Consider the following 23,489-nt stretch of genomic DNA (forward strand, 5'->3'; position numbering starts at 1 on the left):
ATCGCTAATCGGACCCGAAATAGCTGGGCGGATCAGCCCTGGAACGGGTCGCGCATCAGGATGGTGTCGTCCCGCTCGGGGCTGGTCGACAGCAGGGCCACCGGGGCGCCGATCAGTTCCTCGACGCGGCGTACATACTTGATGGCGTTGGCGTTGAGGTCCTTGAACGAGCGGGCGCCGGCGGTGCTTTCGCTCCAGCCTTCCATTTCCTCGTAGATCGGTACCGCCGCGGCCTGGTCGCGCATGCCGGCCGGCAGATAGTCGACCTCGCGGTCGCCGATCTTGTAGCCGACGCAGATCTTCAGGGTCTTCAGGCCGTCCAGCACGTCCAGCTTGGTCAGGGCGATGCCGTCGATGCCGTTGATGGCCACCGACTGGCGCACCAGCACCGCGTCGAACCAGCCGCAGCGACGCGCCCGGCCGGTGTTGACGCCCACTTCGCGGCCCACCGTCGACAGGTGCTTGCCGACGTCATCATCCAGCTCGCAGGCGAACGGGCCTTCGCCGACCCGGGTGGTGTAGGCCTTGACGATGCCCAGCACATAGCCCGGCCCCTTGGGACCCATGCCCGAACCGGCGGCGGCCTGGCCGGCGACGGTGTTGGACGAGGTGACGAACGGGTAGGTGCCGTGGTCGACGTCCAGCAGCGCGCCTTGGGCGCCTTCGAACAGGATGCGCTTGCCGGCCTTGTGGGCCTGGTCCAGCAGGCGCCAGGCCGGCTGGGCGTAGGCCAGGATCTTCGGCGCGATCTCCATCAGTTGGTCGAACAGCGCCTCACCGTCGGCCTCCGGCAAGCCCAGGCCCCGGCGCAGGGCGCCGTGGTGGCTGAGCAGACGCTCGATCTTGGGTTTCAGGGCCTCGGGATCGGCCAGGTCGGCGACACGGATGGCGCGACGGCCGACCTTGTCCTCGTAGGCCGGACCGATGCCGCGGCCGGTGGTGCCGATCTTCTGGCTGGAGGCGGCCTCACGACCCTGGTCCAGGTCCTTGTGCAGCGGCAGGATCAGGGTGGCGTTGTCGGCCAGCACCAGCAGATCGGGGCCGATGATCACGCCCTGCTCGGCGATCTTGGCGATCTCGCCCAGCAGGTGCCAGGGATCGACGACCACGCCGTTGCCGATGACCGACAGCTTGCCCTGCACGACGCCCGACGGCAGCAGGGCCAGCTTATAGACCTTGCCGTCGACCACCAGGGTGTGGCCGGCGTTATGGCCGCCCTGGAAACGAACGACGACATCGGCCCGGTTGGACAGCCAGTCGACGATCTTGCCCTTGCCCTCGTCACCCCATTGGGCGCCGACAACGGTCACATTGGCCATGTTCAGATATGCCTTATCACCTGCCGAAAGGCGCCCGCGGCCCTTCGACAGGACTCGGCGGCGGACGTTTCATCTCTTGTGATCGGCGTGACGGCCCACCTTCGAAGGGGGCCGTCCGGTTCAGAACTTGTAGACCAGCCGGACCCCGGCGTCGTCAAGCCCCTGGTTCTTGCCTTGGTGGAAGACCTGGCCGTTCGACAGGTGGACGTAGCTGAGTTCGCCCGACCAGTGGTCGTTGAAGTCGTAGCCCAGGGCCAGTTCCGGCTCGAACAGCACCTTCGAACCGAAATCGATGCGGGTGTAGTAGAGCTCGGTGCGGCGGGCGCGCTCTTCCGGAGTCAGGTTCGGGGCGTTGGCGGGCGGCAAGCCGGCCTTGCCGTCGGTATAGGCCAGGCCCATGCCCGGACGCAGGTAGAAGCCGCCCGGCTTGCCCAGGTTGATCTTCCAGTCGAAGCCCGCGGCCACGAAGTTGGAGGTGTTCTCGCTGTTGACCGACAGCATGGCGTGCACCTGGGGCTTGCCCAGCCAGCGCAGGCTTTCGATCTTGTTGGTGCGATAGCCCAGATGGACGTCCACGCCGTCCTCGCGGCCCGCGGCGCCCAGGCCGACCGCGTTTCCGACGAAGGTGACGTCGTGCTTGTAGACGCCGATGAAGGCTTCCCCGGCGAAGGCGGGCGCGGCGACGGCCACGGCGGCGCAGGCCGCGGCGGCGAACAAGGCTTTCTTCACGGAAGGCTCCCCAGCGATATCGTGTGTCCTCTTATCCCGTGAACGACGCCGCTCGCAAAGGGTTTCGGCGCCGCTTTGGGGACGGTAGACGTTCCCGCATGAGCATCGACCTTTCCGACATCCAAGCCGCCGCCGCCCGCCTTGAGGGCCGGGCCGTCCGCACTCCGCTGATCGAGAGCCCGGCGCTGAACGAGCGCCTTGGGGGCCGGGTGCTGATCAAGCCCGAGACCCTGCAACGGGCCGGGGCTTTCAAGTTCCGCGGCGCCTACAACCGCCTGTCCCAGCTGAGCGACGACGAGCGCAAGCGTGGGGTGGTGGCCTTCTCGTCGGGCAACCACGCCCAGGGCGTGGCCCTGGCGGCCCAGCTGCTGGGCTGCCCCGCCCTGATCGTCATGCCGTCCGACTCCCCGAAGGTGAAGGTCGAGGGCACGCGCGGCTTCGGGGCGCAGATCCGGTTCTACGACCGCTTCACCGAGGACCGCGTCGCCATCGCCAAGGAGATCGCCGACGAGCGCGGCTGCGTGGTCGTGCCGTCCTACGACGACCCGCACATCATCGCCGGCCAGGGCACGGCCGGACTGGAGATCGTCGAACAGGCGCGGGCGTTGGGCGTGGCGCTGGACAAGGTGCTCTCGCCCGTCGGCGGCGGCGGGTTGATCGCCGGCGTCTCGACGGCGGTCAAGGCGCTGTCGCCGGCGACGGAAGTCTGGGGCGCCGAGCCGGCCGGCTTCGACGAGACCCGGCGTTCTCTCGCCTCAGGCAAGCGGGAAACCATCGACGAAGGGGCCCGCTCGATCTGCGACGCCCTGCTGACCCCGATCCCCGGCGAGCTGACCTGGCCGATCAACAGCCGTAACCTCAGCGGCGTCGTGGCGGTCACCGACGCAGAGGTGGCCGAGGCGATGCGCTATGCGTTCTCGACACTGAAGTTGGTGATCGAACCCGGCGGCTGCGTGGCCTTGACGGCGGCCCTGACCGGCAAGATCGACCTGAAGGGCCAGACGGCGGCCGTCGTCTGCTCGGGCGGCAACGTCGATCCGGCGTTGTACGCGCGAATCCTGAACGGCGAGCTCTAGAGGTCCAACGCGATCCAGGTCGGCGCGTGGTCGCTCGCGTCCTCCTCGCCGCGCGGCCAGCGGTCGACGCCTGCGTCGGCCAGCCGCTCGGCAAGGTCCGGCGTCAGCAGCAGGTGGTCCAGGCGCAGGCCTTTGTCGTTGGGCCAGCGGTTGCGCAGATAGGCCCAGAACGTCCACAGCGGCCCGTCGGGATGGACGGCGCGAAGAGCGTCGGTCCAGCCCTGGTCGAGCAGGGCGCGGTAGGCGGCGCGGACTTCCGGCTGCAGCAGGGCGTCGTCCTTCCAGCTGTGCGGCTGGTAGATGTCGGCCTCGGTCGGCACGACATTGTAGTCGCCCGCCAGCACGACCGGCGCGCCCGAGGCGCGCAGGTCGGCGGCGTGAGCGATCAGCCGCGTGAACCAGGCCAGCTTGTAGTCGAACTTCGGACCGGGTCGCGGATTGCCGTTGGGCAGGTAGAGCGAGGCGACCAGCACCCCGTTGACGGCCGCCTCGATATAGCGGGCCTGGCTGTCCTCGCGATCGCCAGGCAAGGCGGTGCGGGTAACGACCGGCTCGGCCCCGCGCGCCAGGATCGCCACGCCGTTCCAGCTGCGCTGGCCCTGCCAGACCGCGTGGTAACCCATCTGGGCCAGCGGCTCGGCGGGAAACCAGCCCCGTTCGGCCTTCAACTCCTGCAGGCAGACCACGTCCGGCTCGGCCTCGGCCAGCCAGGCGACGAGGTTGTCGAGCCGCTTGACGACGTTGTTGATGTTGAAGGTGGCGATCTTCACGGGGTCCAAACGCGGCACGGCGCGGGACGGTCCCTCGCGGCGTTTTCGGACGAAGTCGGAGGATGACGCGCGCGGCGCCTACGGCTAGGGTCCGCTCCAACGATCAAGATCTGCTCCAAAAGAGAGACCCGATGAAACGCCTGCTGCTCGCGACCGCCCTGTTCGCCGTTCCCATGCTGGCTTACGCGGCCGACGCGCCCAAGATCGACCCCGCCAAGCTGTCGGCCCACGTCAAGGTGCTGTCGTCGGACGCGTTCGAGGGCCGCGGCCCGGCCACGGCCGGCGAGACCAAGTCGGTCGGCTACATCGTCGACCAGATGAAGGCCATCGGGCTGGAGCCGGCCGGCGACCCCCAGAAGGACGGAACCCGCGCCTGGACCCAGGACGTGCCGCTGGCTAAGTTCGACATCAAGGGCCCGGTCGCCGCCCAGTTCACCGTCGGCGGCAAGGCCGTCCCCCTGGCCCAGGGCGAGCAGATCGCCATCCGCGCGGCCATGACCAATGTCGACAGCGTCGCCATCAAGGACGCCCCGATCGTGTTCGTCGGCTATGGGGTGAAGGCTCCGGAGCGCAATTGGGACGACTTCAAGGGCCTGGACGTGAAGGGCAAGATCCTGGTCGTGCTGATCAACGATCCCGACTTCGAAACGGGAACCGGCGACTTCGGCGGCAAGGCCATGACCTATTACGGCCGCTGGACCTACAAGTTCGAGGAAGCCGCCCGCCAGGGCGCCGCCGGGGTGCTGATCGTCCACGAGAGCGCGCCGGCCTCCTACGGCTGGGCGACCGTCAAGAACTCCAACACCAACACGATGTTCGACATCGTCCGCGAGGATCCGGCCAAGAGCCACCCCAGCCTGGAATCGTGGATCCAGCGCGACGTGGCCGTCGACCTGTTCAAGTCGGCCGGACTCGATTTCGACGCGTTGAAGACACAGGCCCAGAGCCGCGACTTCAAGCCGGTGGAGCTGAAGGGCGCGACCTTCTCGGCCGCCTACGCCGTCGACCATTCGGTGATCGTGTCCAAGAACATCGCCGGCCGGATCAAGGGCTCGGCCCGGCCCGACGAGACAGTGATCTACAGCGCCCACTGGGACCACCTGGGCGTCGGCGAGCCGGACGCCAAGGGAGACAAGATCTATAACGGCGCGATCGACAACGCCGACGGGATCGCCGCCATCCTGGAACTGGCCCGCGCCTTCAAGGGCCAGCCGGCTCCGCAGCGCTCGATCCTGTTCCTGGCCGTCACCGCCGAGGAGCGCGGCCTGCTGGGCTCGGAATACTACGCGGCCAACCCGCTGTTCCCGATCTCCAAGACGGTCGGCGACCTGAACATCGACGCGCTGTCGGCCGCCGGTCCGGCCAAGGACGTCACCACCTCGGGCGACGGCAAGGTCGATCTGCAGGACCTGCTGGTCGCCAAGGCCAAGGCCCACGGCCGCTATTTCACGCCCGATCCCTCGCCCCAGGCCGGCCACTTCTATCGCTCGGACCACTTCCCGTTCGCCAAGCGCGGGGTGCCGGCCATCTCGGTCGGCTCCGGCGAGGACCTGGTCAAGGGCGGCAAGGAGGCCGGCCAGAAGGCCGAAGAGGACTACACGGCCAACCGCTACCACCAGCCTGCCGACGAATGGAGCGCCGACTGGGACCTGACCGGCCAGGCCCAGGACATCGGCCTGTTCTACGAGATCGGCGCCGACCTCGCCAATTCCAAGACCTGGCCGGAATGGCAGGCGGGCTCGGAGTTCAAGGCGCTGCGCGACGCGACCAAAGCGGACCGGAAGTAGCTTCTTTGTATTGTCATCCCGGGCGAAGCGAAGCGAAGACCCGGGACCGACGCGTGAACGCATGCGCTTCCGGTGGTCCCGGATCGGCGCGCTTCGCGCTTGTCCGGGATGACAGGATTTGTTGGCGCTCCTCCCCACGCGGGATGAGCGGAGTTTGAAATGACAGCCTCCGTCTTCGATCTGTTCAAGCTGGGCGTTGGCCCGTCGAGCAGCCACACCATGGGGCCGATGACGGCCGCCGGCCGGTTCGTCGGCCGCCTGCGCGAGGCCGGCAAGCTGCCCGACGTCGCCCGGGTCGAGACGCGGCTCTATGCGTCGCTGGCCCTGACCGGCCGCGGCCACGCCACCGACCGGGCGGTGATCCTGGGCCTGATGGGTTTCGTGCCCGCGCGGCTCGATCCCGACGCCGGCGAAGCGGCCCTGGTCGAGGCCGCCGCCAGCCAATGGATCCATCTGGGCGGCGAGAGCGGGATCAAGTTCGACGCCGAGCGCGACATCGTCTGGGCCGGCCACGAACGCCTGCCCCAGCACCCCAACGGGCTCACCTTTACGGCCTTCGACGCCGCTGGCGTCGTCCTCGCCGAGCGCACCTATTTCTCGATCGGCGGCGGCTTCGTGCGCGACGAAAGCGAGATGGGCCGCAACGCCCCGCCGGAGCCGGGTCCCGAGATCCCCCACCCGTTCGAGTCCGGCGCCGATCTGTTGCAGCGGGCCGCCGACGCGGGCCTGTCGATCGCCGGGGTGATGGGCGCCAACGAGCTGGCGCGGATGGACCAGGCCGAGCTGGACGCGGAGCTCGACCGCATCTTCCAGGCCATGGAGGCCTGCATTGATCGTGGGATGCGCGAGACCGGCGTGCTGCCCGGCGGCTTGGCGGTCAAGCGCCGGGCCCGCCAGATCCACCAGACCATCCAGGGCCGCATGGAGCGCCAGATCAGCGATCCGCTGGCGGCCATGGACTACGTCAACCTGTGGGCCATGGCGGTCAACGAGGAGAACGCGGCCGGCGGCCGGGTGGTCACCGCCCCGACCAACGGCGCGGCCGGCCTGATCCCGGCGGTGCTGCGGTTCTACCACCGCTTCCACAACGGCACGCCGCAGGGGGTGCGGGTGTTCCTGCTGACCGCCGCGGCGATCGGCGCGCTCTACAAGCGCAACGCCTCGATCAGCGGAGCCGAGGTCGGCTGCCAGGGCGAGGTGGGGGTGGCCTGCTCGATGGCGGCGGCGGGCCTGTGCGCCGCCCTGGGCGGGACCAACGACCAGATCGAGAACGCCGCCGAGATCGGCATGGAGCACAATCTGGGCCTGACCTGCGACCCGATCGGCGGTCTGGTCCAGATCCCCTGCATCGAGCGCAACGCCATGGGGGCCATCAAGGCCATCGACGCCGCGCGCCTGGCCCTGCTGGGCGACGGGCAACACTCGGTGTCCCTGGACAAGGTGATCGCCACGATGAAGCGCACCGGCGAGGACATGAACGAGATCTACAAGGAGACGTCGCTTGGGGGCCTGGCGGTGGGGCTTTCGGTGAACCGGGTGGAGTGCTGACGACCTGACCGCCGCAAGGCCCTCCCCCACGGGGGAGGGCCTTTGAACCGGGGGGCGCCTCTAGACGTTAAGCCTCACCATTCCCAACGTCGGAGTCTTCCCATGCGTCTCGCCCTGACCGCCGCCGCCCTCGCCGCCCTCGCCGCCGGCTCGGCCCAGGCCTCGACGCCCGGCTCCTGGAACGACCTACGCGCCCGCTCCGACAAGGCTTGCATCGCCGCCGCCCAGGAACTGCGCAACGTCCGCGTCGCCGCCTATGGCGATACGTTCCAGTCGGTCACCGTCTCCAGCCTCGAAGGCGTCTACAAGCCCCGCCACATGAGGGGCGCGCGCGGCAAGGCCACCTGCGTGTTCGACAAGCGCACCGGCCGCGCCGAGGTGCGGGAACTGCAGGTCCGCCGCTAGCGACCCGCGTTTTCCCGCTTGCCTGTTCTCCCGCGCCTCGCCTAGGGTGCGCGAGAACAGGAAGGGAACACCCATGACCGGAACCATTCGCTGCGGCATCGGCGGCTGGACGTTCGAGCCCTGGCGGGGCGGGCCCTTCTATCCCGACGATCTCAAGCAGAAGGACGAGCTGAAGTACGCCTCGTCAAAGCTGACCAGCATCGAGATCAACGGCACCTACTATTCGACCTTCAAGCCCAACAGCTGGCAGAAGTGGCGCGACGAGACGCCCGACGACTTCGTGTTCGCGGTCAAGGCCAGCCGGTTCTGCACCAACCGCCGGGTGCTCTCCGAGAACAACGACTCGCTGGAGAAATTCCTCGGCCAGGGGCTGGAGGAGCTGGGGCCGAAACTGGGCCCCATCAACTGGCAGTTCATGGCGACCAAGAAGTTCGACCCGGTCGATTTCGAGGGCTTCCTCAAGCTGCTGCCCAAGGAGATCGGTGGTCGGCCGGCGCGTCACGCGCTGGAAGTGCGCAGCCCGACCTTCGCCGACCAGCGGTTCTACGACCTGGCCGCCAAGTACGGGGCGGCCATCGTCTACGCCGTCGACGACGAGGAGCCGACCTGGCCCTGCATCGACGAGCCGACCGCCGACTTCACCTATGCCCGCCTGATGTCCAGCAAGCCGGACGAGCCCACCGGCATGACCTCGGACGAACTGGACGGCATCGCCAAGCAGGCCCGGGCCTGGGCCAAGCGCGGCGACGTCTTCGCCTACTTCATCGCCGGGGCGAAGGTGAGGAACCCAGCCGCCGCCATGGCGCTGATCGAGAAGCTGAAATAGCGCCCCTCAAGGGGTGAGGGCGCACTCCCTCACCCCTCCACCGCCACGCGGCGGGCACCGCCCTGTCGCGCTGGGCGAGGGTTTTCCAAGCACCCCAGCGCCCACAGGCTTGCCCCCACCGCGAAGTCCAGCGGCGTGTGCGGAACCTCCCCCAGGAACGCCTGGAGCTTGCGGTCGTCCAGCACCATCGGTTCGCGCCACAGGTAGCGCATCTCGGCCATCTCGCCGAAGACCCGCACCACCGGCGACAGGGCCACGACCAGCCACCAGGGGAAGCCCATGACCGGCAGCTTGGGCTGCCCGGTCACCCGGCGCACCGAGGCCGCCATCTCGCCCCAGGCCAGCAGGTGGCCGCCGAAGTGAAAGACCTCGAAGGCCGCCAGGCGGTCGGCGCGGTCCAGCAGCCGAGCCATGGTCTCGGCCAGGTCCGGCAGATAGGCCCAGGCGTGGGCCAGCCCCTTGGCGGCGGGTTCGGTCACCGACTTCACCGGCGCGCCCGGCTTGATCACCAGTTGCCCGAACCAGTTGTTGCCGGCGTGCGGCCCGAAGAAGTCGGCGGCCCGGACGATCAGCACCGGCGCGCCCTGCGTCGAAGCCGCCTTCAGCCGCCGCTCCATCTCGACCCGGATCTTGCCCTTGCGGGTGGTCGGGACCTGGGGCGCGGTCTCGTCGATCAGCGGGAAGGTCTCCAGGCCGAAATTGTAGACCGTGCCCGGCAGCAGGATCCGCGCCCCCTCGGCCTTGGCCGCGGCGATGGTGTTGTCGATCATCGGCAGGACCAGCTTGCCCCAGTTCCTGTAGCCGGGCGGATTGGCGGCGTGGACGATCAGGCCGACGCCCCGCGCGGCGCGGGCCACGTCGGCGGCGACCATGGCGTCGCCTTGGATCCATTCGACGCCCGCCAGCTTGGTGTTTTGGGCCGGCTGGGCGCGACGGGTCAGGGCCCGGACGGTCCAGCCGTGGCGGACCAGGGCCGAGGCGGCTTCGCCGCCGATGCCGCCGGTCGCGCCGATCACCAGGGCGATGCGTCGTTCAGTCGTGGTCATGTCGGTCTCCATCGGGTCCATGAGGCGGGCTTGATGACGGGAAGATGCGTCGCGGCAAGCCAAACGGGAATTGACGAACCTTCTTGATCTGCCATGCATAAATGCATGAGTGATCCCGACTGGAGCCTGTACCGCGCCTTCCTGGCGGTGATGACCGAAGGCAGCCTGTCGGCCGCCGCCCGGGCCCTGGGCCTGACCCAGCCGACCCTCGGCCGCCAGATCGCCGAGCTGGAGCGCGCCCTGGGCGTGGCGTTGTTCACCCGCTCGCCCCAGGGCCTCAAGCCCACCGACGCCGCCCTCGACCTCGCCCCCCACGCCCAGACCATGGCCGGAGCGGCCAGCGCCCTGGTCCGCGCGGCGTCCGGGGCCGGCGACACCGGGCGCGGCGTGGTCCGCCTGACCGCCAGCGAGATCATCGGCGCCGAAGTGCTGCCGTCGATCCTGGCCGATTTCCGCCCCAAGCACCCCGGCGTGGCGGTCGAGCTGTCGCTGGACAACCAGCAGCAGGATCTGCTGCGCGGGGCGGCCGACATCGCCGTGCGCATGGTGCGCCCCACCCAGGACGCCCTGGTCGCCCGCCGCCTGGCCGACACTCACCTGGGCCTCTACGCCAACCGCCGCTATCTCGAGGCCGAGGGGGTTCCCGGCGCGCTCCATGATCTGAAGGGCCACGCCCTGGTCGGCTTCGACCGCGAGACGCCGTTCCTGCGCGGCCTGATGCAGCGCCTGCCTCTGAACAGGGACGATTTCATCCTGCGGGCCGACAACGACCTGGCCCAGCTGGCCGCCGTCCGCGCCGGATGCGGGGTGGGCTTCATCCAGCACGGCGTGGCCCGCCGCGATCCGGACCTGATCCCCGTCTGTCCCGGTCAGGTCGGCTTTCGCCTGGAGGTCTGGCTGGTCATGCACGAAGACCTGCGCGCCACCCCGCGCATGCGCGCGATGTTCGACCACCTGGCCGAGGGGCTGAGCGCGTTCCTGGCGACGTCGCAGCCCTGAGCGCCATGATCCGCGGCGCGACTGGACGTCGAGGACCGGATCACGCCACTAAGCCAGCCAAGGCGCCACGGGGCGTGGTCCGTCGGGGGAAACGGAATGAAGGTTTCGCGCGCGCTTGCGATGCTGCTGTCGTTGACGGCCGGATCGGCCTTGGCGCAGGACGCGCCGCCCGTCCAGCTTCCCGCCCAGGTGAAGGCGCTGGCGGGATGTTGGGGCGGCGCGGGAGAAGTGATGGGCAAGCCGGTCACGATCGTCCTGTCGGCCAAGCCGATCGTCGAAGGCGCGATGTTCCAGATCGAGGCGGAGAGCCAAGCCAAGGCCGATCCGGCCGACCGCTACGCCGCCCACCTGGTGATCGGAGCCCGCGCGCCCAAGGGGGCCTTTCCGGCGACGCTGACGGGCTATTGGGCCGACAGCTTCGGCGGCGACTACACGGCGACCGGCGCGGGCGCGGTCCGCGAGGACGGCTTCGAGATCGCCTATCCCTATCCGCCCTCCAGCTTTCTGAACCGCTGGACCCTGGCGGGGGACCGGCTGGACTGGCGGATCACCGCGCGCGAGGGCGACAAGGAAGAGCCCTTCGCCCACTACGAGGCGACGCGCATGGCGTGCCCCGCGGCCCAAAAACATGGTTAACCGAACCTCAACGCCGTCCCGCTAAACCCCTCACATGCGCCGCGCCCTCGCCAGCCTGCTGATCCTCGCCGCCCTGGCCGGCTCCGCCACGGCCCAGCCGGCCAAGCCCGCGCGCCTGTCGCCCGCGTCCGGCGGCGCCCCCGCCCAGAGCGACAGCCCCGCCCTGCCGCCGCCGTTGATCCCGTTGACCGGCGCATCCCCGAGCCGCGATCCGGACCAGTGCCGCTCGTCCTGCAACCGCACCTATTTCTTCTGCAAGGCCAACGGCGACGACGACGGTTGCCCGACCCAATGGATGCAATGCAAGTCACGCTGCACGGCGACCTATTCGCCGCGCGCCAACTGATCGCCCCGCTGACCCAACGGCAGTTTGACGCCTCGCATAACGCTGATACGTTCACCTGAACAACGATAAGTCAGGGAGCAGGCGATGACCTCGGCATTGCCAAAGGTCTGCATCATCGGCGCGGGCTGCAGCGGCTTCACCACCGCCAAGCGGCTGAAGGACGCCGGCGTCCCCTATGACTGCTTCGAGGCCTCCGACGACATCGGCGGCAACTGGTACTACAAGAACCCCAACGGGCTGTCGGCCTGCTACGAGAGCCTGCACATCGACACCTCCAAGTGGCGGCTGGCCTTCGAGGACTTTCCGGTTCCTCCCGACTGGCCCGACTTTCCGCACCACAGCCAGGTCCTGGCCTACTTCAAGGACTACGTGGCCCATTTCGGCCTGCGCGAGACCATCACCTTCAACACCAAGGTGCTGCGCGCCGAGCGCACCCAGGGCGGACTTTGGTCGGTGACCCTGTGGACCGGCGAGACGCGGCTCTACGACGTGCTGATCGTCGCCAACGGGCACCACTGGGACCCGCGCGTGCCCGAGTATCCCGGGACCTTCGACGGCGTCGCCTTCCACGCCCACGCCTATAGCGACCCGTTCGACCCGGTCGACATGCGCGGCAAGACCGTCGTCGTGGTCGGCATGGGCAATTCGGCCATGGATATCGCGAGTGAACTCGCCCAGCGCCCGATCGCCGGCAAGCTGATCGTCTCGGCCCGGCGCGGGGTCTGGGTGTTCCCGAAATATCTGAACGGCAAGCCGTCGGACAAGTCGGCCATGCCGCCGTGGATGCCGCGCGGACTGGGCCTGAAGATCGTCCGCTCGCTGATCCGCAAGCACGTCGGCAGGATGGAGGACTACGGTCTGCCCAAGCCCGACCACGAGCCGCTGGAGGCCCACCCCTCGGTCAGCGGCGAGTTCCTGACCCGGGCCGGTTGCGGCGACATCACCTTCAAGCCGGCGATCAAGGCGCTGGAGGGCAGGAACGTCCGCTTCGCCGACGACAGCGTCCTGCCCGTCGACGTGATCGTCTTCGCCACCGGCTACAAGATCAGCTTCCCGTTCCTGGACGACCCGGCCCTGGTCCCCGACGCGCACCACCGCCTGCCGCTGTTCAAGCGGATGATGAAGCCCGGCGTGCCCGATCTCTTCTATATGGGCCTGGCCCAGGCCCTGCCGACCCTGGTCAATTTCGCCGAGCAGCAGTCCAAGCTGGTGGCCGCCTATCTGACCGGCCGCTACGCCCCGCCGCCGGTCGCCGAGATGGCGAAGATCACCGCCAGGGACGAGGAGCGCCACACCGGCCAGTATTACGCCTCGGCGCGCCACACCATCCAGGTCGACTTCGGGGTCTATTGCGCCGATCTCAAGAAGGAGATCGCCGCCGGCCAGAAGCGGGCGCGGGCGTCTGGCGGCGTCTTGCCGGTTTCGGCGCGCGCGTCGGAATCCTTGCCTCTGGCGGCGGAATGAGGCTGAAATCGTGACGGGGCGTCATCTGGGCCTCGCCACGAGTCGCGTCCGATGTCGAACATCGCCTATTTCCCCGTCCGCCCGACCACCGACGACGCCCGCCCCGGCAAGCGCGAGCGCACCAAGGTCGCCAACCGCCAGGCGATCCTCGACGCGGCGCGCGCGGTGTTCGGCGAGCTGGGCTACGAGGCCGCCACGGTGCGCGACATCATCCGCCGCACGGGTTTGGCCTCGGGCACCTTCTACAACTACTACAAGTCCAAGGAAGAAGTGTTCGACGCCCTGGCCGACGATGGCGCGCGGCGCTTCCGGCCGATCCTGCGGGCCGAGTCCGACAAGGCGGTCGACTTCGAAAGCTTCCTGCGCGGCGCCATCCGGGCCTATTTCGACTTCCTGGAGGGCGAGCACGAGAGCTGGCGGATCAACCGGCCGGCCGGCGAGGTCTTCCCCCACGCCCGCGCCACGCCCGAGATCCAGGCGGTGTTCGACGAGGTCCATGCCGCCTTCGCCAAGGTGCTGGAGCACGACCACGCCCCGGCCGTCGATCTCGACTACTTCGCCGCCGCCTGCATCGCCGTGGCCCGCGAGGTCGGCGACAAGATGCTGGAGCGCCGGCCGATCGACGTCGACGGCGCGGCCGACTTCGCCGTCCGGATGATCCTGGGCGGCCTGCCCGCCCTGCCTCGCCCCTAGACCTTCCGCAAGAACAAGAAAGAGCCCGAATGGCCGACCCCGCCGTCCAGAAGTTCATCCTCAAGGTCCTGCTGTCGCTGCCCAGCCCGGTGCTGCGGATGATGTCGGGGGGCGGGACGGTCTATCGCGGCGGGCGGACCCTGGATCCGCGCTTCCAGTTCCTGGCCGCGGCCGCCGCCAAGATGCCGTCCCTGACCAGCCTGGCGCCCGACGAGGCCCGGGCCGCCAGCGCCCGGGGCCTGACCGCCATGAGCGGTCCGCCCGAGCCGGGCGTGCGCAACGAGAGCCTGTCGATCGACGGTCCTAACGGGGCGATCAAGGCTCGAGCCTATCGTCCGGCCGACCAGGACAGCAGCGCGCCCCTGATCGTCTTCGCCCACTTCGGCGGCGGCGTGATCGGCGACCTGGAGACCTGCCACGCCTTCTGCGGGATCCTGGCCCGGATCGCCCGCACGGCGGTGATCTCGGTTGACTACCGCCTGGCGCCGGACCACCGGTTCCCGGCCGGCCTCGACGACGTCCTGGCCGCCTTCCGCTGGGCCCGCGACAACGCCGCCCGATTCGGGGCCGCGCCGGGCGTGGCCGCCATCGGCGGCGACTCGATGGGCGGCAACTTCGCCGCCATCGTCGCCCAGGAGATGAAGCGCCTGGGCGAGACCCAGCCGGCCCTGCAGCTGCTGATCTATCCCGCTGTCGACGTGGCCAGCGAGACGCCGTCGATGACCACCTACGGCGACGCCTATCCGCTGAGCCGGCCGATCATGGACTGGTTCATGGGCCACTATATGGGCCCCGACGCCGACCCGGCCGATCCGCGCCTGTCGCCGGACAAGACCGCCGACCTGTCGGGCCTGGCCCCCGCCGTGGTGATCACCGCCGGCTTCGACCCGCTGGTCGACCAGGGCGAGGCCTACGCCAAGCGACTGATCGCGGCCGGGGTGCCGACCACCTATCGCTGTTACGACAGCCTGGCCCACGGCTTCACGGCCTTCACCGGCGCGGTGCCGGCGGCCGACGCGGCCTGCCGCGAGATCGCCGGGCTGGTGCGGGCGGCGTTCGACGCACGGACCTGATTTTTAGGTCCGCTTGGTGGGATTCATGACCGACACCATGCGCGCCCTCGTCGTCGAAAGCCTCGCCTCCGACTTCGCCGGCTGCGCGGTCCGCGACGTGCCCATGCCGCGAGCCGGCCCCGGCCAGGTGCTGGTCCGCGTGCGCGCCGCCAGCGTCAACTTCCCCGACCTGCTGATGACGAGGGGCGAGTACCAGTTCAAACCGCCCCTGCCCTTCACCCCGGGGCTGGATCTGGCCGGCGAGGTCGCGGCGCTGGGCGAGGGCGTGACGGGCTGGAGCGTCGGCGACGCCGTGGTCGGCGGGGCGCGGCTGGGCGGGTTCGCGGAGTATACGGTGCTGGACGCCGAAGCTCTCAAGCCCAAGCCCGCGCGACTGTCGTTCGCCGAGGCGGCGGCCTATGGCGCGGCCTATCTGACCGCCTATGTCGCCCTGGTTCGCCGGGCGCGGCTGGAGCCGGGCGAGTGGGTGCTGGTCCACGGCGCGGCCGGCGGGGTGGGCCTGGCGGCCGTCGACCTGGCCAAGGCCCTGGGCGCTCGGGTGATCGCCGCCTCGGCCTCGGACGAGAAGCTGGCGGCGATCCAGCGCCTCTACACCCCCGACGCCGTGGTCAACGTGACCGGCGGCTTCCGTGAGCGCGTGAAGGAGATCACCGGCGGAAACGGCGCCGACGTGATCTACGACCCGGTCGGCGGCGACGTGTTCGACGAGAGCGTCCGCTGCATCGCCTTCGACGGCCGGCTGCTGGTGATCGGCTTCACCTCGGGCCGCATCCCGACCGTCTCGGTCAACATGCCGCTGATCAAGGGCTTCTCGGTGATGGGCGTGCGGGCGGGGGAGTACGGCCGGCGGTTTCCGGAGAAGGGGCGGGAGAACACCGAGGCGGTGTGGAAGATGGCCGACGAGGGGACGATCCGGCCGCACGTGCATGCGGAGCTGGGCCTTGACCGTTGGCGCGAGGCGTTCGATCTGCTGGCCAATCGGCAAGTGATCGGCAAGGCTATCATTCGGTCAGATCTATAGCGGCGAGCACTTGCCCCCTACCGGTCGCTCCGCGGCTCCTCTTCGTCCTAGGCCCCCTATGGGGACGGACAGGCGGCGAAGGCGCCAGGTGGGGCAGGTTCGCACAAGCCCTTGGTTCGACTCATGTTGACAGCGACCGCCCCTTCCCTTATCCACCGCCCCTCACTCGCGGCGGCCCTCCGGCTGCCGCGTCCCATTATTATCGGAGCCACCTCGTGAAGCGGACATTCCAGCCGTCGAAGCTCGTGCGAGCCCGCCGTCACGGCTACCGCGCGCGTATGGCCACCAAGAACGGCCAAAAGATCGTCGCGCGTCGCCGCGCCAAGGGCCGCAAGCGCCTGACGGCCTAACAGCCTTCTACCCCGCTTCTTCGCAAGAACGGCGCGGGATAAAGACCATGATGGAAGCCGCCCTTTCCTCGAACCAGGCTCTGCGCCTGCGCCGGAAAGGGCGGCTTTTTTCATGACCGAAGCCCCCATCCCTTCTGGGCAGGTCATTCCCGTGAAGATCGAGCGGCTGAAGAAGCGCCCGGACTTCCTGAAGGCCGCCAAGGCGCCCAATCTGGCGCGCGGCGCGGTGTTCATGCAGATGCGCCCCCGCCACGACGACGACCCGTTGATCCGGGTCGGATTCACCGCCACCAAGAAGATCGGCGGCTCGGTCGAGCGAAATCGCGCGAAAAGACGCCTGCGCGAGGCCGCCAGACTGCTTCTCCCCCTTCATGGCCGTCCCAGTTGCGACTATGTGTTCATCGCCCGCGGCGGAACCGGCCAGCGGCCATGGGGGCGTTTGCTTGACGATGTTAAAACCGCGCTGATAAGCCTCGCCGCCGACCTCGATCGCGCGGGCCCGGGCCCTGAACCCGCTCCGCACGCCCCCGCCGCGTCCGATTCCTCCGTTTCTGGTTAAGTCATCTCATGCAGCCGAACGACTCCAACAAAAACACGCTGATGTTCCTCGTCTGCGCGTTCGCGATCCTGATCGGTTACCAGGTCTTCTACATGGGCCCGCAGCAGAAGAAGGCCGAGGCCGAGCTGCGCGCCAAGAAGATCGCCGAGGCCCAGGTCGCCGCCCAGCCGGGCATGACCCTCGGCGCCGACGGCCTGCCCCAGCCGCTGAAGCTGTCGCGCGACGAAGCCAAGGCCCAGAGCCCGCGCATCGCCGTCGACACCCCGGCCCTGGCGGGCTCGATCGCCCTGAAGGGCGCGCGGATCGACGATCTGTGGCTCAAGCGCTTCACCCAGACGGTCGACAAGAATTCACCGCCGGTCGAACTGTTCCGCCCCGAGGGCGCCGAGCACGCCTGGTTCGCCGACTTCGGCTGGGCCGGCATGACCGGCATGACCGGCCTGCCCACGCCCCAGACCGTGTGGACGGCCGCGCCCGGCCAGGTGCTGCGCCCGACCACCCCGGTCGTCCTGACCTACGACAACGGCCAGGGCTTGGTGTTCACCCGCACCATCTCGGTCGACGCCGACGCCATGTTCACCGTCGCCGACACCGTCCGCAACCAGGGCGGCGCGGCCGTGGCCCTGGCGCCCTACGCCTCGGTCCAGCGCCAGGGCATCCCGACCGAAGGCCCGCACGGCCTGGGCAAGACCCAGATCGTCTACGAAGGCGGCATCGGCGTGCTGGGCGGCGTTACCGACGAGAAATACATCCTTCAGGACAAGGCCAAGTACCCCAAGTGGAAGAAGGACAAGCCGGTCCAGAACGATCTTGCCTCCAAGGGCGGCTGGATCGGCATGACCGACAAGTACTGGCTGGCGGCCCTGATCCCCGAGCAGTCCGAGATGATCAAAGGCCGCTTCCAGGTCCAGCCGGTCAAGGGCGTCGACGTCTATGAATCGGCCTTCACCGGCGCGCCTCAATCGCTGGCGGCCGGCGCCACGATCACCAACACCACCCGCTTGTTCGCCGGCGCTAAGACCGTGCCGCTGCTGACCCGCTATCAGTACGGCGGCAAGCCGGTGGTCTGGTGGCAGTTCTGGAACCGTCCGGCCAGCGTGATCCCCAGCTTCGACAAGGCCGTCGACTGGGGGATGTTCTCGGTCATCACCCGACCGATCTTCAACATCCTGGAGATCTTCTACAAGCTGGTGGGCAACTTCGGCGTGGCGATCATGCTGCTGACCGTGACCCTGAAGCTGATCCTCTTCCCGCTGGCCGACAAGAGCTACGAGTCGATGGCGAAGATGAAGAAGATCGCCCCCGAGGTCGAGAAGCTGAAGGCCAAGTTCAAGGACGATCCGGCCAAGCAGCAGCAGGAGATGATGGGCCTGTACGCCAAGGAGAAGATCAATCCGATGATGGGCTGCGTGCCCATGCTCATCCAGATCCCGGTCTTCTACTCGCTGTACAAGGTGCTGACGGTGACCATCGAGATGCGGCACGCGCCGTTCTTCGGCTGGATCGTCGACCTGTCGGCGCCGGAGCCGACCACCCTGTTCAACCTGTTCGGACTGATCCCCTGGGATCCCGCCACCCTGCCGTTCCTGGGCGCCTCGATCGTCCACCTGGGCGTCTGGCCGCTGCTGTACGGCTTCACCATGTGGCTGACCACGTCGATGAACCCGCCGGCCGGCGACCCGATCCAGCAGAAGATCTTCCAGTTCTTCCCGATCATCTTCACCTTCACCCTGTCGGGCTTCGCCGTCGGCCTGGTGATCTACTGGTGCTGGAGCAACGTGCTGACCATCATCCAGCAGTACATCATCATGCACCGCTACAAGGTCGAGAACCCGATCGACAAGCTGATCGCCCGGCTGAGCGGCAAGACCGTCGGGGCCACCTGATGGACGAACTGGCCTATAGCGAAGAGGACATCGAAGCCGCCCGCGTGCTGTTCGCCCAGCCGGCGACCTTCATGATGGGCGCGGTCAAGATGGACGGCATGCCCGCGCCGAGCCTGCCCGAAGTCGCCTTCGCCGGCCGCTCGAACGTCGGCAAGTCCAGCCTGATCAACGGGCTGGTCGGCCAGAACCACCTGGCGCGCGCCTCGAACTCGCCGGGGCGCACGCGGGAGGTCAACTTCTTCGTGCTGGCCGAGAAGCTGCGCCTGGTCGACCTGCCGGGCTACGGCTTCGCGCGGGTCTCCAAGAGCGTGGCCGACAAGTTCCAGGACCTGGGCCGCGCCTATCTGCGCGGCCGGGTGAACCTCAAGCGGGTCTATCTGCTGATCGACGCCCGCCACGGGCTGAAGTCGGTGGACACCGAGGCCCTGGACGCCCTGGACGTCGCGGCGGTCTCCTACCAGATCGTCCTGACCAAGGCCGACAAGATCAAGCAGGCCGAGCTCGACGCCACGATCGACAAGACCCTCAAGGCCATCGCCAAGCGCCCGGCGGCCTTCCCGAAGGTCCTGGCGACCTCGTCGGAGAAAGGCTACGGCCTGCCCGAACTGCGCGCCGAGATCGCGCGGACCTGCCTGACCTAGGGGCCGCCCTCGTCCTTCGACAAGCTCAGGATGAGGGCTAATTTCGACCCCGAAGCGGCTGTAGAAATCCTCATCCTGAGCTTGTCGAAGGACGAGGATTTCAGCACCGTCGGCTCAATCCGATCCACAACATTCCATCCAGGCCTTAACCTTCCAGCCCGAACCGCCGGCCAAGGCCACGCCTCCCGTTTCCGAGAATCTCCCCATGACCCGTCACGAACTGAAGACCTGGCCCCAGTATTTCGCCGCCGTGCGGTCGGGCAAGAAGCGCTTCGAGATCCGCCGCAACGACCGCGAGTTCGCGGTCGGCGACGTGCTGGTGCTGCGCGAGTTCGACCCGGAGCAGGACGCCTATACCGGCCAGGTCGAGGAGCGGCAGATCACCTTCCTACTGTCGGAGGAAGACTACGGCGTGATCCACGGCTTCGTGGCCATCGGCTTTGGCGAAGTGGTCCATCACGGCGACCTGCCGGTCGACGGCGCGCTGACAGCGGAGAAGTTGGCCCACTGGCACGAGACCACCTCGGACAACGCCGCCCTGCGCGCCCAGGACGCCCGCAAGGTGGCCCAGAGCTACGCCGCCCCGACCACCGGCCGCGCGGCCATGCCGGTCGCCGCCGACCGCCACAACGCCGTGGCTGACGCCGCCGAGGCCGAGGCCGTCTTCCACGCCGCCGCCGCGAAGCTCGTGCGGGGGAAGTAGATCGGTTGGTGCCAGGCGCATGCGCCTGTCACCAGTCCGGGGTGCTGAATCAAAAAGGGCGGACCAGCTGGTCCGCCCTTTTTCGTTTCTCTGAAGCGCGGCCTACGCCGCCTGGCTGACCTGGGCCGGGAAGACGTCGTCCATGCGCAGATAGGTGATCAGGCGGCTGTCCAGCGAGATGATCGCCTGGATGAAGCGCAGCTCGTCGGCCCCCAGGTCCGGGGTCGGCTGCAGGTGGTCGCGCGACACGGTGAAGGTCTCGCTGACCGCGTCGACCAGGATGCCGGCCAGGCGGTCCTGGCACTCGACCACGACGATGACGTGGCGGGTCTCCGGAACGGTGACGCCCAGGCCCAGGCGGTTGCGCAGATCGATGACCGGCATGATCGCGCCGCGCAGGTTGATCACGCCCTTCAGGAAGGACGGGGCGTGCGGGATCGGGGTGGCCGGGGTCCAGCCGCGGATCTCGCGGACCGTCTTGACGTCGATGCAGAACTCCTGCTCGCCGATGCAGAACGAGATCAGCTCCAGGGCGGGTTCGGCGTGGTCGGTCATGGTCGGGTCCCGAGGCTCAAAAGGTCTTGCGGCGAACGCCGAAAGCCGGTTTCGCGTCACCTGTCACAAGAGCTCGACCGCCGTTTAATAACGGTTAATGCAAAGCTTACCGGACGGCGTCGAATTGTCGCGTCCGCCTGATCTTCACCCTGCGGGGGAGGATCAGGGCTCCGACGCCCCGACATCGCCCTCGTCGGTCAGGTTGAACTCGTACCAGACGCCGTTCAGCACCCCGAAGGCCAGCGCCAGGCCCAGGCCGAGGATCCAGGTGAAATACCACATCGCGAGATCTCCTCAGTACGGGCCGTTTTCAGTAGAGAGCGGGGTCGGTCTTCAGGGCCGCCGTGCTGGTCCGGCCCCACAGCACCTTGAACACCCAGGCGGTGTAGAGCAGCACGACCGGCAGCAGCACCACGACGACGACCAGCATGATGAACAGGGTCATGTGGCTGGACGAGGCGTTCCACACCGTCAGGCTGGAATGGGCGTCTATCGTGCTGGGCAGGATAAACGGGAACATCGACAGCCCCACCGTGGCGATGATCCCCGCCGCCGACGCCGACGAGCCGCCGAACGCCAGGGGCGCGGATCGCCGCCACAGGCCCAGCAGGGCCACGATCGCCCCGCCGAAGCCCAGCACCGGCGCGATCAGCATCCAGGGATAGCGGCCGAAATTGTCGAACCAGGCCCCCGGCGCGGCGACGGTCGCCGTCCGCAGCGGATTGGACGGCGCGGCGGGATCGAACGCGCCCTCGACGCGGAAGCCCAGGCGCATGGCCAGCAGACCGCCGACCAGGAACAGCAGCAGAGTGGCGACGCCGGCGCCCGTGCCGAACCTGCGGGCCCGGTCCTGGACCGCGCCGCCCTCCTCGGCCTTCACCCCCAGCCAGGCCGCCCCGTGCAGCACCAGCATGGCCACGGACAGCAGGCCGCAGACCAGGGTGAAGGGCGTGAACAGGGCGAAGAAAGCGCCGTGATAGGTGCTGCGCAGGTCGCCATCCAGCTTGAACGGCGCGCCTTGCAGCACGTTGCCCACGGCCACGCCGAAGACCAGCACCGGCACGAAGCCGCCGGTGAACAGCGCCCAGTCCCAGAACGCGCGCCAGCGCGGGTCCGGCCGCTTGGATCGGTACTTGAAGCCGACAGGCCGCAGGATCATCGCCACCAGCACCAGGAAGATGGCCAGGTAGAAGCCCGAGAAGCTGACGCCGTAGACCAGCGGCCAGGCCGCGAAGATCGCGGCCCCGCCGGTGATGAACCACACCTGGTTGCCTTCCCAGGTGGCGCCGACGGTGTTGATCACCATGCGGCGCTCCTCGTCGGTCCTGGCGACGAACGGCAAAAGCGCGCCCACGCCCATGTCGTAGCCGTCGGTCAGGGCGAAGCCGATCAGCAGCACGCCCAGCAGGCCCCACCAGATCAGGCGAAGCGTCGGATAGTCGAGGGGGAGTTCCATGATCCGGTTTCTCCTAGGCCACGGCTTCGCCGGCGGGGGCGAGCGGTCCGGATGGGAAGGCCTCCTGCTCGGCGAAGGGACCCTTCTTGATGGTCTTCAGGATCAGCCCGACCTCGACCACCGCCAGGGCGCCGTAGAGCAGGGTGAAGACCACGATGCTGGTCAGGATCTGGGCCACGCTCAGCGACGAGGGCGCCAGGAAGGTCGGCAGAACGCCCTCCACCGCCCAGGGTTGACGCCCGACCTCGGCCAGCACCCAGCCCAGCTCGGTCGAGATCCAGGGCAGCGGAATGGCCGCCACCGCGATCATCAGGAACCAGCGGGTGTTCTGCTTGCGCAGGCTCACCAGCACGAAGGCCGTGGCGAACAGGGCGATCATCAGGAAGCCGATTCCGGCCATGATCCGGAACGACCAGAACATCACCGGCACGTTGGGCACGGTGTCCCAGGCGGTCTTCTGGATCAGCGCCTTGTCGGCCGTTCGCGGGTCGGCGACGTGGCGCTTGAGCAGCAGGGCGTAGCCGAGGTCGCGACGGTGCGTCTCGAACACGCCGCGCGCCGCCAGGTCGGTTGGATTGGCCTTCAGGGTCTCCAGCGCGTCGTAGGCGACCACGCCGCTCTCGATCCGCGTTTCGGCCTGGGCCACCAGTTCGAAGATGCCGGCCACGGGCCGGTCGAAGCTGCGGGTCGCGATCAAGCCCAGGACGTAGGGCACCTTGATCTCGGCGTGGGTCTTGCGGTCCTTCAGGTCGGGGATGCCGAAGGCGGTCAGGCCGGCGGGCGCGGGCTCGGTCTCCCACATGGCCTCGAGGGCCGCGAGTTTCATTTTCTGGTTGTCGGTCAGGGCGTAGCCGCTCTCGTCGCCCAGCACGACCACCGACAAGGACGAGGCCAGGCCGAAGGCGGCCGCGACGGTCAGCGATCGCTTGGCGACGCTGACATACCGGCCCTTCAGCAGATACCAGGCGCTGATCCCCAGAACGAAGACCGCGGCGATGGTGTAGCCGGCGCTGACCGTGTGCACGAACTTGGCCTGAGCCACGGGATTGAAGATGACGGCTTTGAAGTCGACCACTTCCATCCGCATCGTGTCGGGATTGAAGGCCGCGCCGACCGGGTTCTGCATCCAGCCGTTGGCGACCAGGATCCACAGGGCCGACAGGTTGGTGCCCAAGGCCACCAGGAAGGTGACAAAAAGGTGGGTCACGGGCTTGAGCTTGTCCCAGCCGAAGAACATCAGCCCGACAAAGGTGGCCTCGAGGAAGAAGGCCATCAGCCCCTCGATGGCCAGCGGCGCGCCGAAGATGTCGCCGACATAGTGCGAGTAGTAGGACCAGTTCATGCCGAACTGGAACTCCATGGTCAGGCCGGTGGCGACGCCGAGCACGAAATTGATCCCGAACAGCGTGCCCCAGAACCGGGTGGTGGTCCGCCAGATCGGCCGCTTTGTCATCACATAGACGCTCTCCATGATCACCAGCATGAAGGAGAGGCCCAGGGTCAGGGGCACGAACAGGAAGTGGTACAGGGCCGTCAGGGCGAACTGCAGGCGGGAGAGGTCGACGACGGCGGGATCCATGCAGCGCTCCGGTTGTCGTTGG

Annotated in this window: 25 protein-coding genes and 1 pseudogene; 17 read left to right on the forward strand and 9 right to left on the reverse strand. The window is 68.4% G+C overall.

What is annotated here, in order from left to right; all coding sequences use genetic code 11:
- Positions 1-32 precede the first annotated feature (32 nt).
- Positions 33-1,319 (reverse strand): adenylosuccinate synthase, encoded by a 1,287-nt coding sequence (locus ASD38_RS10805; RefSeq protein WP_056459977.1) that lies wholly within the window; start codon positions 1,317-1,319, stop codon positions 33-35.
- A 120-nt stretch (positions 1,320-1,439) separates the two neighbouring features.
- Positions 1,440-2,048, reverse strand: a complete 609-nt coding sequence (locus ASD38_RS10810) for an acyloxyacyl hydrolase (protein WP_056440625.1) — start codon at positions 2,046-2,048, stop codon at positions 1,440-1,442.
- A gap of 98 nt (positions 2,049-2,146) precedes the next feature.
- On the opposite strand from ASD38_RS10810, the gene ASD38_RS10815 reads away from it, so the two are divergent.
- Positions 2,147-3,124 (forward strand): threonine ammonia-lyase, encoded by a 978-nt coding sequence (locus ASD38_RS10815; protein ID WP_056459980.1) that lies wholly within the window; start codon positions 2,147-2,149, stop codon positions 3,122-3,124.
- Here the strand turns inward: ASD38_RS10815 and xth are convergent.
- Positions 3,121-3,894: an exodeoxyribonuclease III gene (gene xth, locus ASD38_RS10820; RefSeq protein WP_200946012.1), complete on the reverse strand. Its 774-nt coding sequence runs from the start codon at positions 3,892-3,894 to the stop codon at positions 3,121-3,123. The genes ASD38_RS10815 and xth overlap by 4 nt on opposite strands.
- Before the next feature lie 131 nt (positions 3,895-4,025).
- Between xth and ASD38_RS10825 the strand changes: the two genes are divergently transcribed.
- The 4 genes from ASD38_RS10825 (at position 4,026) to ASD38_RS10840 (ending at position 8,460) form a co-directional block, all read left to right on the forward strand.
- A complete protein-coding gene (locus ASD38_RS10825; protein WP_056459986.1) occupies positions 4,026-5,681 on the forward strand; it encodes a M28 family metallopeptidase in 1,656 nt (551 codons plus the stop codon).
- Positions 5,682-5,840: 159 nt separating this feature from the next.
- On the forward strand, positions 5,841-7,229 hold the full coding sequence (locus ASD38_RS10830) for an L-serine ammonia-lyase (RefSeq protein WP_056440618.1): 1,389 nt from the start codon (positions 5,841-5,843) through the stop codon (positions 7,227-7,229).
- A 102-nt stretch (positions 7,230-7,331) separates the two neighbouring features.
- Positions 7,332-7,634 carry a hypothetical protein gene (locus tag ASD38_RS10835; protein WP_056440616.1) on the forward strand — a complete coding sequence of 101 codons (303 nt, stop codon included), beginning with the start codon at positions 7,332-7,334 and terminating at the stop codon, positions 7,632-7,634.
- 73 nt (positions 7,635-7,707) lie between these two features.
- Positions 7,708-8,460 (forward strand): DUF72 domain-containing protein, encoded by a 753-nt coding sequence (locus ASD38_RS10840; RefSeq protein ID WP_056459989.1) that lies wholly within the window; start codon positions 7,708-7,710, stop codon positions 8,458-8,460.
- A 29-nt stretch (positions 8,461-8,489) separates the two neighbouring features.
- Here the strand turns inward: ASD38_RS10840 and ASD38_RS10845 are convergent, their stop codons facing one another.
- On the reverse strand, positions 8,490-9,506 hold the full coding sequence (locus ASD38_RS10845; RefSeq protein ID WP_056440612.1) for an NAD-dependent epimerase/dehydratase family protein: 1,017 nt from the start codon (positions 9,504-9,506) through the stop codon (positions 8,490-8,492).
- A 105-nt stretch (positions 9,507-9,611) separates the two neighbouring features.
- Between ASD38_RS10845 and ASD38_RS10850 the strand changes: the two genes are divergently transcribed.
- The 11 genes from ASD38_RS10850 (at position 9,612) to yihA (ending at position 19,174) form a co-directional block, all read left to right on the forward strand.
- On the forward strand, positions 9,612-10,505 hold the full coding sequence (locus ASD38_RS10850) for a LysR family transcriptional regulator (RefSeq protein ID WP_056440610.1): 894 nt from the start codon (positions 9,612-9,614) through the stop codon (positions 10,503-10,505).
- 96 nt (positions 10,506-10,601) lie between these two features.
- A complete protein-coding gene (locus tag ASD38_RS10855) occupies positions 10,602-11,141 on the forward strand; it encodes a hypothetical protein (RefSeq protein ID WP_056459993.1) in 540 nt (179 codons plus the stop codon).
- A gap of 34 nt (positions 11,142-11,175) precedes the next feature.
- Complete coding sequence (locus tag ASD38_RS10860) at positions 11,176-11,487, forward strand: hypothetical protein (protein WP_056440607.1); 312 nt, start codon at positions 11,176-11,178, stop codon at positions 11,485-11,487.
- Between the two features lie 84 nt (positions 11,488-11,571).
- Positions 11,572-12,951, forward strand: a complete 1,380-nt coding sequence (locus ASD38_RS10865) for a flavin-containing monooxygenase (protein ID WP_056440605.1) — start codon at positions 11,572-11,574, stop codon at positions 12,949-12,951.
- A 51-nt stretch (positions 12,952-13,002) separates the two neighbouring features.
- Positions 13,003-13,644, forward strand: coding sequence for a TetR/AcrR family transcriptional regulator (locus ASD38_RS10870; RefSeq protein ID WP_056459996.1), 642 nt, complete (start codon positions 13,003-13,005; stop codon positions 13,642-13,644).
- Positions 13,645-13,673: 29 nt separating this feature from the next.
- Positions 13,674-14,717: an alpha/beta hydrolase gene (locus ASD38_RS10875; RefSeq protein ID WP_056459999.1), complete on the forward strand. Its 1,044-nt coding sequence runs from the start codon at positions 13,674-13,676 to the stop codon at positions 14,715-14,717.
- Positions 14,718-14,742: 25 nt separating this feature from the next.
- Positions 14,743-15,738, forward strand: a complete 996-nt coding sequence (locus tag ASD38_RS10880; protein ID WP_056461352.1) for an NADPH:quinone oxidoreductase family protein — start codon at positions 14,743-14,745, stop codon at positions 15,736-15,738.
- A 215-nt stretch (positions 15,739-15,953) separates the two neighbouring features.
- Positions 15,954-16,088, forward strand: coding sequence for a 50S ribosomal protein L34 (gene rpmH / locus ASD38_RS10885; protein ID WP_012284717.1), 135 nt, complete (start codon positions 15,954-15,956; stop codon positions 16,086-16,088).
- Between the two features lie 112 nt (positions 16,089-16,200).
- Entirely contained in the window at positions 16,201-16,647 is a 447-nt protein-coding gene (gene rnpA, locus ASD38_RS10890) for a ribonuclease P protein component (RefSeq protein WP_056440595.1), read from the forward strand.
- Positions 16,648-16,655: 8 nt separating this feature from the next.
- Complete coding sequence (gene yidC / locus ASD38_RS10895; protein WP_056460003.1) at positions 16,656-18,533, forward strand: membrane protein insertase YidC; 1,878 nt, start codon at positions 16,656-16,658, stop codon at positions 18,531-18,533.
- Positions 18,533-19,174, forward strand: coding sequence for a ribosome biogenesis GTP-binding protein YihA/YsxC (gene yihA / locus ASD38_RS10900; RefSeq protein WP_082554719.1), 642 nt, complete (start codon positions 18,533-18,535; stop codon positions 19,172-19,174). Before yidC ends, yihA begins: the two co-directional genes overlap by 1 nt.
- On the opposite strand, the pseudogene ASD38_RS24595 reads toward yihA, so the two are convergent.
- A pseudogene (locus tag ASD38_RS24595) lies at positions 19,172-19,273 on the reverse strand (hypothetical protein); the annotation flags it as partial. The gene yihA and the pseudogene ASD38_RS24595 overlap by 3 nt on opposite strands.
- Positions 19,274-19,379: 106 nt before the next feature.
- Between ASD38_RS24595 and ASD38_RS10905 the strand changes: the two are divergent.
- Positions 19,380-19,877, forward strand: coding sequence for an ASCH/PUA domain-containing protein (locus ASD38_RS10905; RefSeq protein WP_056440589.1), 498 nt, complete (start codon positions 19,380-19,382; stop codon positions 19,875-19,877).
- A gap of 102 nt (positions 19,878-19,979) precedes the next feature.
- On the opposite strand, the gene ASD38_RS10910 is transcribed toward ASD38_RS10905, so the two are convergent.
- The 4 genes from ASD38_RS10910 to ASD38_RS10925 form a co-directional block, all read right to left on the reverse strand.
- The gene (locus ASD38_RS10910; RefSeq protein WP_056440587.1) at positions 19,980-20,432 is read right to left on the reverse strand and encodes a chemotaxis protein CheW; all 453 of its coding nucleotides are present in this window, start codon (positions 20,430-20,432) and stop codon (positions 19,980-19,982) included.
- A 162-nt stretch (positions 20,433-20,594) separates the two neighbouring features.
- Positions 20,595-20,714, reverse strand: a complete 120-nt coding sequence (gene cydX / locus ASD38_RS10915) for a cytochrome bd-I oxidase subunit CydX (protein ID WP_056440585.1) — start codon at positions 20,712-20,714, stop codon at positions 20,595-20,597.
- Between the two features lie 28 nt (positions 20,715-20,742).
- Positions 20,743-21,888 (reverse strand): cytochrome d ubiquinol oxidase subunit II, encoded by a 1,146-nt coding sequence (gene cydB, locus ASD38_RS10920; RefSeq protein WP_056440584.1) that lies wholly within the window; start codon positions 21,886-21,888, stop codon positions 20,743-20,745.
- Between the two features lie 13 nt (positions 21,889-21,901).
- A complete protein-coding gene (locus ASD38_RS10925; RefSeq protein ID WP_056460005.1) occupies positions 21,902-23,467 on the reverse strand; it encodes a cytochrome ubiquinol oxidase subunit I in 1,566 nt (521 codons plus the stop codon).
- Positions 23,468-23,489: the final 22 nt, after the last annotated feature.

This window comes from Caulobacter sp. Root487D2Y (genome assembly GCF_001427165.1).
Lineage (GTDB): Bacteria > Pseudomonadota > Alphaproteobacteria > Caulobacterales > Caulobacteraceae > Caulobacter.